Origin of the sequence: Acinetobacter sp. ANC 5600 (genome assembly GCF_002018395.1) — a bacterium.
Classification (GTDB): Bacteria; Pseudomonadota; Gammaproteobacteria; order Pseudomonadales; family Moraxellaceae; genus Acinetobacter; species Acinetobacter amyesii.
In genome coordinates this window covers 11852-24079 of record NZ_MVKW01000009.1, presented here as the reverse complement: position 1 = coordinate 24079, position 12228 = coordinate 11852, and the positions used below count along the sequence as shown (strand labels likewise).

At 42.3% G+C, this 12228-nt stretch carries 14 protein-coding genes; 8 read left to right on the top strand and 6 right to left on the bottom strand.

Features of this window, described 5'->3' with window-relative positions:
• Window positions 1–8 precede the first annotated feature (8 nt).
• Genes B1201_RS14980 through B1201_RS14970 form a run of 3 tightly spaced genes read left to right on the top strand, consistent with a single transcriptional unit; the run spans window position 9 to window position 3847 of the window.
• Window positions 9–947: an ABC transporter permease gene (locus B1201_RS14980; protein WP_078194231.1), complete on the top strand. Its 939-nt coding sequence runs from the start codon at window positions 9–11 to the stop codon at window positions 945–947.
• Window positions 948–954: 7 nt separating this feature from the next.
• Window positions 955–2094 (top strand): ABC transporter permease, encoded by a 1140-nt coding sequence (locus tag B1201_RS14975; protein WP_078194230.1) that lies wholly within the window; start codon window positions 955–957, stop codon window positions 2092–2094.
• 13 nt (window positions 2095–2107) lie between these two features.
• Window positions 2108–3847 (top strand): ABC transporter ATP-binding protein, encoded by a 1740-nt coding sequence (locus B1201_RS14970; RefSeq protein WP_078194229.1) that lies wholly within the window; start codon window positions 2108–2110, stop codon window positions 3845–3847.
• Between the two features lie 51 nt (window positions 3848–3898).
• On the opposite strand, the gene rluB is transcribed toward B1201_RS14970, so the two are convergent.
• Genes rluB through B1201_RS14955 form a run of 3 tightly spaced genes read right to left on the bottom strand, consistent with a single transcriptional unit; the run spans window position 3899 to window position 6446 of the window.
• Window positions 3899–5017: a 23S rRNA pseudouridine(2605) synthase RluB gene (rluB, locus tag B1201_RS14965; RefSeq protein ID WP_078194228.1), complete on the bottom strand. Its 1119-nt coding sequence runs from the start codon at window positions 5015–5017 to the stop codon at window positions 3899–3901.
• Window positions 5018–5058: 41 nt separating this feature from the next.
• Complete coding sequence (gene scpB, locus B1201_RS14960; RefSeq protein WP_078190063.1) at window positions 5059–5655, bottom strand: SMC-Scp complex subunit ScpB; 597 nt, start codon at window positions 5653–5655, stop codon at window positions 5059–5061.
• Window positions 5652–6446 carry a segregation and condensation protein A gene (locus B1201_RS14955; RefSeq protein ID WP_078194227.1) on the bottom strand — a complete coding sequence of 265 codons (795 nt, stop codon included), beginning with the start codon at window positions 6444–6446 and terminating at the stop codon, window positions 5652–5654. The genes scpB and B1201_RS14955 overlap by 4 nt, the downstream gene beginning before the upstream one ends.
• A 339-nt stretch (window positions 6447–6785) precedes the next feature.
• Between B1201_RS14955 and B1201_RS14950 the strand changes: the two genes are divergently transcribed.
• Entirely contained in the window at window positions 6786–7505 is a 720-nt protein-coding gene (locus tag B1201_RS14950; RefSeq protein WP_078194226.1) for a GNAT family N-acetyltransferase, read from the top strand.
• Window positions 7506–7519: 14 nt separating this feature from the next.
• On the opposite strand, the gene B1201_RS14945 is transcribed toward B1201_RS14950, so the two are convergent.
• From B1201_RS14945 to B1201_RS14935, 3 genes are all read right to left on the bottom strand, one after another.
• Entirely contained in the window at window positions 7520–7846 is a 327-nt protein-coding gene (locus B1201_RS14945; RefSeq protein ID WP_078194225.1) for a hypothetical protein, read from the bottom strand.
• Between the two features lie 103 nt (window positions 7847–7949).
• Window positions 7950–8567 (bottom strand): L-threonylcarbamoyladenylate synthase, encoded by a 618-nt coding sequence (locus B1201_RS14940; RefSeq protein WP_078190059.1) that lies wholly within the window; start codon window positions 8565–8567, stop codon window positions 7950–7952.
• Between the two features lie 89 nt (window positions 8568–8656).
• Window positions 8657–9319 carry an elongation factor P hydroxylase gene (locus B1201_RS14935; RefSeq protein WP_078194224.1) on the bottom strand — a complete coding sequence of 221 codons (663 nt, stop codon included), beginning with the start codon at window positions 9317–9319 and terminating at the stop codon, window positions 8657–8659.
• Between the two features lie 97 nt (window positions 9320–9416).
• Between B1201_RS14935 and B1201_RS14930 the strand changes: the two genes are divergently transcribed.
• From B1201_RS14930 to fabG, 4 genes are all read left to right on the top strand, one after another.
• Complete coding sequence (locus B1201_RS14930; protein ID WP_078194223.1) at window positions 9417–9974, top strand: YceD family protein; 558 nt, start codon at window positions 9417–9419, stop codon at window positions 9972–9974.
• A 77-nt stretch (window positions 9975–10051) separates the two neighbouring features.
• Window positions 10052–10234 carry a 50S ribosomal protein L32 gene (gene rpmF / locus B1201_RS14925; RefSeq protein WP_004279227.1) on the top strand — a complete coding sequence of 61 codons (183 nt, stop codon included), beginning with the start codon at window positions 10052–10054 and terminating at the stop codon, window positions 10232–10234.
• Between the two features lie 205 nt (window positions 10235–10439).
• Entirely contained in the window at window positions 10440–11420 is a 981-nt protein-coding gene (gene fabD, locus B1201_RS14920; RefSeq protein WP_078194222.1) for an ACP S-malonyltransferase, read from the top strand.
• On the top strand, window positions 11417–12151 hold the full coding sequence (gene fabG, locus B1201_RS14915) for a 3-oxoacyl-ACP reductase FabG (protein WP_078190055.1): 735 nt from the start codon (window positions 11417–11419) through the stop codon (window positions 12149–12151). Before fabD ends, fabG begins: the two co-directional genes overlap by 4 nt.
• Window positions 12152–12228: the final 77 nt, after the last annotated feature.

The window sequence follows — 12228 nt, the reverse complement described above, 5'->3', positions numbered from 1 at the left end:
ACAACTTTATGCTGGCATATATCATACGGCGTATATGGCAGATGATCCCAACGATGTTGGGGGTTGTTCTGCTCATATTCTTCTTATTTAACTGGGTAGGTGGAGACCCTGCATATATTCTAGCAGGCAAAATGTCGAACCCAGAGCAAATTGAAAACATCCGACAACAGTTGGGGGTTGATCAACCCTACTATGTCCAATTGTGGATTTTCATTAAGCAGATTTTAACTTTTGATTATGGAATGAGTTGGAGTACAGGTGAGTCGGTGTCAGATATTATTTTGACCCGTCTAGGACCGTCACTGACGATTTTAATTCCTTTAACCATTTTGCAAATGATCATTTCAATTGGTTTGGCACTTGCTGTGGCTTCAGTTCGTGGCACATTAACCGATCGTATGATTATGATGCTTTGTACGATTGGTATGTCGATCAGTATTTTGGTTTATATTATTGTTTTTCAATATGTTTTTGCATATCAGTTGAGTTGGTTCCCTGTTCAAGGCTGGAGTGATCACTTTAGCGAAAACTTATTTAAATACGGTTTACTGCCTATCTTAATTATGTTGGTGGTAAGTATTGCGCCAACTTTGCGCTTATACCGCAGTTTTGTATTGGATGAAGTCAATCAAGACTATGTTCGAACTGCGCGCGCAAAAGGTGTGGGTGAAAGCCGTATTTTAGGTGTACATGTACTGCGTAACGCCTCAATTCCAATTATTACCGATGTCATGTCGAGTCTACCGGCACTGCTGATAGGCGCTTTCCTGATTGAACGATTCTTTGGTATTCCGGGTATTGGTCGTGAAGTCATTATTGCTGTTGAACGCAGTGACTTCCCTGTCATTAAGGCGATTACGGTCTACGTTGCAGCGGCTACAATGATTTTTAACTTAATCGCGGATTTGATTTATAAACTTGTCGATCCTCGCGTTCAGTTGAAGTAGGTGGCCTATGCTAGGAATATTCAATAAGACCAAAGCAACGGCATCAACACCTGCATCGACTGGCTTGTGGAAGTTGGCGATGCGACGCCTAAAGGCCGATAAATTAGCGATGGTGTCGTTGTTCGTTGTACTGTGCTATTTCGTGGTGTTGTTATTGTCGATGACAGGCATGGTTGCATCCAATTGGAATAAAGAAGTGGCTGTTAGTTATGCACCTCCAAGTTTTATTGGGGCGGAACTCAATGAAACAGCCAAAACCAAAGCATCAGCAGAAGATATGGCATTGCCTGAAAATCCTGTTGATCCTTTAAAAGATGTAATTGCTGAACTGAATGCAGAGATTGCGACTGAGCAAGGTGGTGCCAATGCAATTGACTACTATGGAGTTGTCGATCCACTAGCAGAAGATATGAAAGCGATTGATCAGCAATTGGGTGGCCATTTGTTAGATCAACAAAGCGAGCTAAAACAAACTTTACCGTTTGGTGCGGATAAATGGGGGCAGGATGTCCTGCAAAAAACCATTAAAGGTGCTGAAACATCTATTATTGTTGGCGTGGTAGCTGCATTACTTGCTGTCGTGATTGGGACAATTTTAGGGGCAATTTCTGGCTATTTCGGTGGTTGGGTCGATGATATTTTAAACTGGTTCTATAACATTTTTACCTCGATTCCGTATTTGCTCTTGGTTCTTGCGATTGCAGCTGTACTACAGCAAAAGGGGATCTTATCGATTGTCCTCATTCTAGGACTTACTGGGTGGACGGGGGTGTATCGTCTGATTCGTGCAGAGTATATGAAACATACTTCGCGTGAATATGTGCTCGCTGCCAAAGCGATAGGGGTGAGTCATTTCCGACGCATCTTTGTGCATATCTTTCCGAACGTCAGTCATATTGCATTGGTGCAAATCTCGATTTTAGTGGTGGCCTTTATTAAGTCAGAAGTGATTTTGAGCTTCTTGGGATTTGGTGTTCCTGTTGGGGTTGTGTCATGGGGTAGCATGCTTAATGAAGCACAAAGTGAATTGATTTTAGGTAAATGGTGGCAGCTTATCGCAGCATCTGTAGCAATGGCGGTTTTAGTTACGGCATTTTCAATGTTTACTGATGCACTGCGTGATGCATTAGATCCAAAATTGAAATAAGGAGGAGTAAAGGATGACGAAACAAAATCAAACTGTTAAACCAACGCTCCTCAGTGTTCAAAACCTGAAAGTGAGCTTTAAAGCCGAAGATAAAAGCTATATCGAAACGGTCAAAGGAATATCTTTTGACATTCCTGCCAATACAACTGTGGCACTTGTGGGAGAATCTGGCAGTGGCAAGTCGGTGACCTCGTTGGCAACTATGGGGCTGTTGCCACGTGATCAAAGCCGTATAGATGCAAGTAGTAAAATTGTTTTTGAAGGGCAGGATTTACTGAGTCTGTCTCCAAGAGAAATGCGTAATATCTGCGGTAAAGATATTGCGATGATTTTTCAGGAACCGATGTCGTCACTCAATCCAGTCTTTACGGTGGGCGATCAAATTGCCGAAGTATTACGACTTCATCTAGGTATGGGGCGTAAGCAAGCCAGAGCACGGACTTTGGAATTATTGAAGGAAGTGGGTATTCCTTCTCCTGAAACGAAAATTGATGCTTATCCTAGCCAAATGTCAGGTGGTCAACAGCAACGTGTCATGATTGCAATGGCAATTGCATGTGAGCCGAAGTTATTGATTGCCGATGAGCCAACCACAGCACTTGATGTGACGATTCAAAAGCAAATTTTAGATTTACTTGAAGCCTTGCAAAAGAAACGTGAGATGTCGATGCTATTCATTACGCATGATTTAGCATTGGTAAGCGAAATTGCCGATCAGGTGATTGTCATGCGTCATGGAGAAATCCGTGAACAAGGCTTGGTCAATGAAGTGCTGGATCATCCTAAAGATATCTACACTCGAGCTTTGCTCAAGTGCCGTCCGCAGATGTCAGAACGTCCTTATAAATTACCGATGATCAGTGATTTTATGCGTCAAAATGGTGATGAGCTGATTGAGGATGTGCATTTATCTGAGGAAACCCGTAGACAACGAACGCGTGGTCTTACGGGTAATGAACAGATTATTTTAGATGTCAAAGACTTAAAAAAATCGTTTTATAGTCGCAAGGGTTTATTTGGTAAGGATGAATATCAGGCGGTCAAGGGTGTCTCGTTTCAACTGGCGAAAGGTAAAACGCTCGGGTTGGTTGGAGAATCTGGCTCAGGTAAAACCACAATCGGCCTTTTACTGATGCGTCTACAGGAAGCGACAGGTGGTCAGGCGCTGTTTGAAGGTCATGATATTTTGGCGATGAGTGACAAAGAATTTACCCAATATCAGCGCAAAATACAGATCATTTTCCAAAACCCATATGCTTCGCTTAATCCACGTTTTACGGTGGGTCAAATTCTGATGGAGCCGATGCAAGTGCATCAGATAGGAAAGGATGATGCTGAACGCGAGCAAATGGCGTTTGATTTGCTTGAACGTGTCAGTTTGCCTGCCCAAGCATTTTATCGCTACCCACATGAGTTTTCTGGTGGTCAGCGTCAACGTATTGCCATTGCACGATGCTTGACCTTAAAGCCAGAAATTTTGATCTGTGATGAGTCTGTCTCTGCCCTAGATGTTTCGGTTCAAGCCCAAGTTCTTAATTTATTACAAGATTTACAAGATGAATTTGGTTTGAGCTATATCTTTATTTCACATGATTTATCTGTGGTGAAATATATTTCTGACCAAATCATGGTGATGAACCATGGTGATATCGTTGAAATTGCAAACTCGGATGAGTTGTATCGATCACCTCAGCATGAATATACCAAGCGTTTGCTGAGTGCGATTCCACAAACCACTGAACAATTTGTTTAGTGTTGGTATAAAAAAACCGCTCAAATGAGCGGTTTTTTTGTGCTTAAGAAATTAAAATTTCTTAAAGCCTTTGTTGTTTCCGCTAAATGCACGACTTGGCACAGAGTCATTACGACGCTCACGATTGCCAAAATTGTCGTTACGACGTTCACGGTTACCGAAGTTTTCACTGTTGCGATCATTACGGTTATTGTTGAAACCGTCGTTGCGACGCTCTGAACGATTAAATCCATTGCCTTGGAATCCACCTTCAGTACGACCAGTACGACGTTCGCCACGGTTGTCTTGATAACCATTGCTTTGTTGTGGCTGGTTTTCGTCACTGTCACGACGTTGTTGGCGTAAGTAACCACCACGACGTGCTGCCATTGGTTTGTCTTGCATACGTTCAGTACGACGTTTAGCCATACCAAACAGGCCAGTACCTTGACGTGGTTTAAGCTCAACAGACTTGGTTAAGTTGTCGATATCTTGTTTATCTAGCTCGATCCAGCGACCAGTACGCAGTTCGCGTGGCAGAATCACTGAACCATAACGTGTACGTAAAAGACGGCTCACTTTTAAGCCTTGAGATTCGAAAATACGACGAACTTCGCGGTTACGACCTTCTTTTACGACCACTTGATACCAACGGTTAATACCGTCACCACCAATTTCAGAGAATGACTCAAATTTTGCAGGGCCATCATCTAAAACAACACCTTGTAACATGTTGTTTTTTAATTGAGGAGTGACTTCACCCATGACACGAACGGCATATTCACGTTCGATTTCGCTAGAAGGGTGCATTAAACGGTTCGCCAGTTCACCGTCATTCGTGAACAGCAATAGACCTGTAGAGTTGATATCTAGACGACCTACCATTACCCAACGATCACCTGTAATTTGAGGTAATTGTTCAAATACCGTTGGACGGTTTTCAGGGTCATTGCGTGAGCAAATTTCGCCTTCTGGTTTGTAGTAAATCAACACACGGCGACGAATCTCGTCTTCAATTTGGAACTGAACTTTACGACCATCGATGCGAAGCTCATCACCCGGTTCAATACGTTCACCCACTTGGGCAACTTGCCCATTTACGCTCACACGACCAGCGGCAATGACTTCTTCCATATAACGGCGAGAACCCAAACCAACGCGTGCGAGCACCTTTTGCAATTTTTCACTCATGACAGCATAACCTTAGAAATTATCATCAACAGTTCACCTATTTATGACTTCGGTGCATTCGCATCGAGGGCCATAAAAGCTTCCTTGGCATCCTGCAGGGGAGGCAATTGGCCCAAAGAGGTTAGACCAAAAGCATTTAAAAATTGAGGCGTTGTAACTAACAACGCGGGTCGTCCTGGGAGTTCACGAAAACCAGATTCTTTAATCCAGTTCCAGTCAAATAACGTACGTAAAATTTGACTATTGTTGGTCACCCCACGGATTTGCTCAATATCTGCGCGGGTTACCGGTTGATGGTAAGCAATGACAGAAAGAGTTTCGAGCAAGGATGGCGATAAACGAGTTGGTCGTTCAGGCCAGGTCTGTGCAATAATATTACGATATTTTGCACGTACTTGAAAACGGAAACCTTGAGCGGTTTCAACAAGTTCAATTGATCTGCCGTGTTGCAGCATTGAAAGCTGCTGCAAATATTGGCGTAATTCGGTTTTACTGAAACGGTCTTGGAAAGCCTCTTTTAAACGGGCAATACTCACTGCCGCTTCACTGGCAAAAATAATGGCTTCAAGCTGCATCAAAATTTCATGCAGATTATCTTCTGAAGACACCGCAGTCATCTGTTTAAGTTCAGTGTTCATGCACGTGCTCCCTGAATTGCAAGCGGTGCTTCTACACCTGATGCGACAATTTGGACTTTTTGTTGGCGTGTCAGTTCTAATACAGCCATAAATGTCACGACAACACCCATGCGACCTTGGCTTGGCTTGAGTAAGTCCGCAAAATCTAATACTTCACCTGACGCTAGCTTAGTTTCAATATAAGCAATACGTTCTTCGAGTAAGACAGGCTCTTGCAAAATTTGGTGGGTAACCGGTTCTGGTCGATTAAAAACACAGAGTATGGCATCACGAAGTAATTGAATATCATAGCCATCATTGGTTTCGACAATCGTTCCTAAACTGACATTGGTATCGAAAGTATCTCGATCCAACACTGACATTTGACCTAATCTTTCCGCAGCTTGTTTGATGCGCAAATACGTTTCTAAACGGTCAATCAATTCTTGTTTAGGATCTTGTTCATGTGCCGCGGTCGATTTAGGTTTTGGCAATAATAGACGCGATTTTAAATCGGCCAATAGGGCTGCCATAACCATATAGTCTGCAGTTAATTCAATATCTAGAGATTTCATTGCATCCATATAAGACAAATATTGGGATGCAATCGGGGCAATATCGACTTGTAATAAGTCGAAGCCATTTTTTTGAATCAGGTAAATCAGAAAGTCGAGTGGTCCTTCGAAATGCTCTAATAGAATTTCAAATGCAGCGGGTGGAATGTACAAATCTTCTGGAATAGCTTCTTGCCACTCATCCAAAACGCGAATGTGTGGAGCATCTTCCATAGAATTATGGACAGTTTGGTTCATTGCAATTATAGGCCACGCGAATTTTCAAAGGCATGCAGACAGCTTTCGCTTCGATCTCACATCGAAAGTAAAAGCACAAAAGTTATAGGGAATAGTGTAATGGAAAAATGCGTTTAAAGAAATTACTGAACGGTTGAATTGGGTAAAAAACTTAAAATTTATAGGGAATAGGCTTTATTTATACACATGTAAAATTTTAAAGCTGTGATATCGATCACATCTTGTGTTAATTGTAAAAAATACACTCATCAATCCATGAACTCATTTAAGCTGTGATGTCTGGATGATGGGCGTCCATTATGAAATGATTTGAATGAATTGACTAAAAGAATATTTGCTATGCCACAACAATATAATCAATGGGGTCAGTCTGTAGGGATGACGTTGGCGCAGTTTGAACCTTGCCAGTTCAGATGTAAAACCGAAGTGGGGCAATCTGTTCGACTTATTCCGATGTTGCCCGATCAGCTTGATGATAGTCTTTTACAGCGGCTATGGCAGACAGTACAACAAGAACCCGATGAAGGCTGTTGGACGTATTTGCCTTATTCTCAAATTCAAAGCATCCAGCAATTGCGTGATTATTTTCAGCAATCCTTTCATTTTGCCGGTTCGATGCATTATGTCATTGAGGTCGGTGATGCCATTGTAGGGTGGATTGGATTGCTCAATGTACGCCCAGTACATGCCGTCATCGAAATTGGCAATGTCTATTTTTCAAGTTTAATGAAGCGATCAACAGCCGCAACAGAAACCATTTATCTATTGTTAAAAGCGTGCTTTGCAGCAGGTTATCGACGGGTAGAGTGGAAGTGTGATGACTTGAACACGCCGTCGAAAAATGCTGCTTTACGTTTTGGCTTTCAATTTGAAGGGCTGTTTCGTCAGCATGTTGTTGTGAAAGGTCGTAACCGTGATACTGCTTGGTTTGCGATGTTGGATCAGGATTGGCCAATATTGTCTCAAGCTTATACAGCATGGCTCAATACAAATAATTTTGATGAGCAGGGACAACAAAAAATTCACTTAAAAGAATTTATGCAGCTTTATTGCGCTTGAGCAAAAGTACACGATCAAGGCTTTGAACCTGTTAGTAAGACCCTTTGTTCAAGTGCAAATTCGATGATGAGTTGGCACTGCGCTTGCGAACAGAGGTTTTGATTAGCTCTACGTTTAAACAGCGATTTCACAGTTGATGTATGTAGAAAATAATGAAAAATTTGCGGCTGTGTTGTCGCTATTGGTGAAATTAAATTCTTATCTATTGCCCTTAGTTGAGCCGTGGATTCTAAAGTCCAAGGCTCAGTGGCATATATAGCAAAATGATTGAGACTGTTTTGCTCGGAGACACTGAGGTCTATCGCATTTTGGAGCTTGAGTAAAATCTGAAATAAAGTCATCAGGTCGATTCCTTTATCGAAAGGTGCTTTAACCGCGTTTTGAGCAGATGACCTTTACATGCTGTGCCTCTGATCGGTAACAGCATGTATTTAACAGTACATGCTATTCAAAGGCACTGACATCACCGACACCACGGCGAATCACTTCAGGGTATTCACCTGCAAGGTTTACAACGCTAGTGGTATTTAAAGTACCTAAACCGCCATCAATCAATACATCTATGCGTTTACCGATTTGCAGTTCAATTTCGTAAGGATCATCAATCGGTTCTTTTTGGCCCGGTAAAATTAAGGTCGATGTTAATAAAGGCTCACCCAATTCTTTGAGTAATAATTGGCAAATCGGGTTGCTCGGAATACGCAGTCCAATGGTTTTCTTTTTAGGATGCATTAAACGGCGAGGAACTTCACTGGTCGCAGGCAAAATAAAGGTGGTGACAGCAGGGGTGTTATTTTTCAATAGACGATACATGGCATTGTCGACTTTGGCATACGTGGCAATGTCAGATAAATCTGCACAAATAATCGCATATTGATGTTTAGCATCGAGCTGACGAATTTGGGCAATGCGTTCCATGGCATTTTTGTTCCCAATCTGGCAACCGATGGCATAGGCGGCATCTGTAGGATAAACCACCACATCGCCGGCACGAATCCGTTCAACGGCCTGCGTAATTAAACGGGGCTGAGGATTTTCCGGATGTATTCTTAAATGCAACATGTCGTTTTCCTCTTATTATTAAAAGCTCTAGACATTATGTCGCGGTCTATTCGCTTTGTGCAACGTGAAATGCAGTCAAATTGTATAATTTAATCAAGCATTTCACGTTGAAATTCATTCGCCTGTAACATTTTGCCAGCACGTGTACAGTGGCAAATGCATTGGATAAAGCGCCAAGCATCGCGTGGAAGTTTGGCTTCACCTTTAAAATAAGCCTGTAATTGTGCATAGACATTATCTTTAAAGCTGCTGCCATCTCCTCCTTCACCAGTGAGGTTATCGAGTGATACACGAAACTTACGTCCAAAGGCTTTGGCAAATAACCATTCGATCGCTTGGGGCTTAATTTCTACCTGTTCAAAGAGGGCTTGTTGCTCTTTGCTACGACCATCTGGTGCATACCAATAGCCTAAATCGGGAAGTAAACGGCGTTGCTCGCCAGCAATAGTCCAATGGCTAATTTCATGCAAAGCGCTATTGAAATAACCATGAGCAAATTGAATGCGGGCAGGGCCGTTTAAATCGGCAGGAAAGTACTCGGGCTCACAGTCACCTTTCACTAAGCACACATTCAGGTGGGAAAACCAATGATTAAAGTGTAAGATGAGCCAATCGACGTGTTCTGTTTCTGTGGAAAGTTTCTCCCAAGCCGAGAGTTGCACTTGGTCGGTTGAAATGTCAGAATCAAGCGTTGAAATTGTGCTCATAAGTGATGAAACATTCACTTCTGTTTGCGGCTGCAACAGATGCATAACTTAAGTTACCCAAATGGTCTGTCTAAATAAGTACAAAATTGTATCTTAATCTTTGACAGAGTACTGATGAATTTGTAGAATTGCCGCCTTAATTATGTCAGCAAATACCTTTCCGGCACAGATTGAGCCGTTTAAATGGGCTGAACAGGGCTTTAAATGGTCAGGAACACTGCCATTATCTCGCTTTGTTCGTATTGCTCGTGAAGCTGTTGGATCAATTGATGATCAATTGATTAACATAGACTGTAAGCTATCAATGGATGCTTATCATCGTATTGTATGGCTAGATGGTCATGTTGAAACAAATGTTCCAATGGAATGCCAGCGTTGTCTGGATACTGTTGAGATCCCACTTGTTTCAAGTTTTCATCTAGCTCTTGTAGATGACGAGTCACTGATAGAGCGCTTGGATGAGGATGCTGATTTCATCGTTTTAGGTGAAAGTGAAGCAACAACCAAAGGTTCATATGATGCGCCTGCGACTGCTGATTTACTCTCACTGATAGAGGATGAATTGTTATTGTTGATGCCTTTGTCACCTAAGCATGACGCTTGTGAACATAAGCATCAACCTGCCGCTGAAGAGCTTGTTGAAGAAAAACGGGACAACCCGTTTGATGTTTTGGCAGGTTTGAAGGGTAAACTTAACTAATTTTTGTGTTATACTCTTGAGTATAAGACAATCGAATTTGTTCTGATCCATTTTTTCGATCTTTGTAAGGAGCCATCATGGCCGTTCAGCAAAACCGTAAAAGTCGCTCTCGCCGTGACATGCGCCGTTCACATGACGCTTTAACCGAGAATGCATTAACTGTAGACCAAGCTACTGGCGAGACTCACCGTCGTCACCACGTATCTAAAGATGGTATCTACCGTGGTCGTCAATTATTCGCTAAAGCATCTGCTGAATAATTGGTGATGTATTAAGCGTCAAGCTTAGTAGAAAAAATGGGAGCTTTAAGCTCCCTTTTTTTGTACCGATTTTTTGTTGCATTTGGCAATTACAAAGACAAAAATTAAGTGTTAAATTTCCGTCCCTGAAACAAGCTTACATGGGATTGTGTTGAATAAATGTCCAAATAGCATAAATTCACCAGTCTTGATAAAGGATTTTTTTATGTCTGCTAAACAACTCGAGCAAGCAGCTCAAGCTACTAAAACTGCATTCGTGTTCCCGGGTCAAGGGTCACAGAAAGTCGGCATGCTCGCTGAACTTGCAGAACAGTTTAGTAGTGTGCAAGCAACATTTGCAGAAGCATCAGAAGCGGCTGGCTTTGATCTTTGGCAAATTGCTCAAAGTGGTGAAGGGTTAAACCAAACAGAATTTACTCAACCTGTACTACTGACTGCCAGTATTGCTTTATGGCGTGTGTGGTTAGAGTTAGGTGGTGTTGCACCGAAATACCTTGCAGGTCACTCATTAGGTGAATACAGCGCCTTGGTTGCTGCAGGTGCGATGAGCCTAGGTGATGCCGTTAAACTGGTGAACCTACGTGGTCAGTTAATGCAAAGTGCTGTACCTGAAGGTCAAGGTGCAATGGCGGCAATTTTGGGTCTAGATGATGCCAAAGTCATTGAACTTTGTGCTCAAGCAGAAGGACCAGGTTCAGTAGATGCTGCAAACTACAATGCACAAGGTCAAGTTGTCATTGCGGGCGATAAAGCCATGGTTGAAGCGGTTATGGCTGCTGCTAAAGAAAATGGCGGTAAGGCAATTGCACTTCCGGTTTCTGTGCCATCGCATTGTGCATTGATGAAACCTGCTGCTGAACAGTTTGCGACAGCATTGGAACAAACTGCCATTGAGCTGCCTACTATACCTGTAATACAAAATGTAGGCGCTGAAATCGCGACTGATGTAGCGCAATTACGTCAGGCGTTAACTGCACAGTTATACCAATCTGTACAGTGGACAAAGACCATGCAGTATTTGCAAGACCAAGGTATTCAGTACATTGCTGAATGTGGTCCGGGTAATGTCCTTGCGAATCTCGCAAAACGTTTGCCAAATATTAAAAAAGCATTCCCACTCGACACGAAAGGTCGTATGGAAGATGCACTGAATGCCATTTTAGTGGCAGAAGGGAAAATTGCATGACACAAGAACGCAAAGTTGCTTTAGTAACAGGTGCGAGCCGAGGGATTGGAGCAGCAATTGCTCAGCAATTGATTCAAGACGGTTATTTTGTTGTAGGTACTGCAACTTCAGAAGCGGGTGCGGAAAAATTATCTGCTGCTTTTGCTGAAAATGGTGCGGGTAAAGTTCTAGATGTACGTGATGCAACTGCAATTGATGCATTGGTATCAGACATTGAGCAAAACTTTGGTTCTGTATTGGTTTTGGTGAACAATGCTGGTATTACCAAAGATAATTTGTTACTTCGTATGTCAGAAGATGATTGGGATGACATTCTTAACATTCATTTGAAAGCCGTTTATCGACTTTCTAAACGTGTTTTAAAGGGTATGACCAAAGCACGTTTTGGCCGAATTATTAATATTAGTTCTGTGGTTGCACATTTTGCTAACCCAGGACAAGCAAACTATTCTGCTGCAAAAGCAGGGATTGAGGCCTTTGGTCGCAGCCTTGCAAAAGAGATGGGAAGCCGCCAAATCACTGTAAATGCAGTGGCTCCGGGCTTTATTGCAACAGAAATGACAGAACAGTTAAGCGAAGAAATTCGTAAAAAGATGAGTGATCAAGTGGCTTTAAACCGTTTAGGTGAGCCACAAGATATCGCAAATGCCGTAAGTTTTCTTGCTTCTGAAAAGGCAAGTTACATTACCGGAACTGTATTACATGTAAATGGTGGTTTATACATGAGCTAAGCGCTCAAGTATAAACTTTCAAAACGATTTAGATTCAATTAAACTAACGGCATTAAAAACGCCACAAGCAATGAGGA

Coding starts and splice junctions, on each gene's coding strand:
- B1201_RS14980 (WP_078194231.1), top strand. CDS start 9: ATGCTGGCATATATCATACGGCGTATATGGCAGATGATCCCAACGATG.
- B1201_RS14975 (WP_078194230.1), top strand. CDS start 955: ATGCTAGGAATATTCAATAAGACCAAAGCAACGGCATCAACACCTGCA.
- B1201_RS14970 (WP_078194229.1), top strand. CDS start 2,108: ATGACGAAACAAAATCAAACTGTTAAACCAACGCTCCTCAGTGTTCAA.
- rluB (WP_078194228.1), bottom strand. CDS start 5,017: ATGAGTGAAAAATTGCAAAAGGTGCTCGCACGCGTTGGTTTGGGTTCT.
- scpB (WP_078190063.1), bottom strand. CDS start 5,655: ATGAACACTGAACTTAAACAGATGACTGCGGTGTCTTCAGAAGATAAT.
- B1201_RS14955 (WP_078194227.1), bottom strand. CDS start 6,446: ATGAACCAAACTGTCCATAATTCTATGGAAGATGCTCCACACATTCGC.
- B1201_RS14950 (WP_078194226.1), top strand. CDS start 6,786: ATGCCACAACAATATAATCAATGGGGTCAGTCTGTAGGGATGACGTTG.
- B1201_RS14945 (WP_078194225.1), bottom strand. CDS start 7,846: ATGACTTTATTTCAGATTTTACTCAAGCTCCAAAATGCGATAGACCTC.
- B1201_RS14940 (WP_078190059.1), bottom strand. CDS start 8,567: ATGTTGCATTTAAGAATACATCCGGAAAATCCTCAGCCCCGTTTAATT.
- B1201_RS14935 (WP_078194224.1), bottom strand. CDS start 9,319: ATGCATCTGTTGCAGCCGCAAACAGAAGTGAATGTTTCATCACTTATG.
- B1201_RS14930 (WP_078194223.1), top strand. CDS start 9,417: ATGTCAGCAAATACCTTTCCGGCACAGATTGAGCCGTTTAAATGGGCT.
- rpmF (WP_004279227.1), top strand. CDS start 10,052: ATGGCCGTTCAGCAAAACCGTAAAAGTCGCTCTCGCCGTGACATGCGC.
- fabD (WP_078194222.1), top strand. CDS start 10,440: ATGTCTGCTAAACAACTCGAGCAAGCAGCTCAAGCTACTAAAACTGCA.
- fabG (WP_078190055.1), top strand. CDS start 11,417: ATGACACAAGAACGCAAAGTTGCTTTAGTAACAGGTGCGAGCCGAGGG.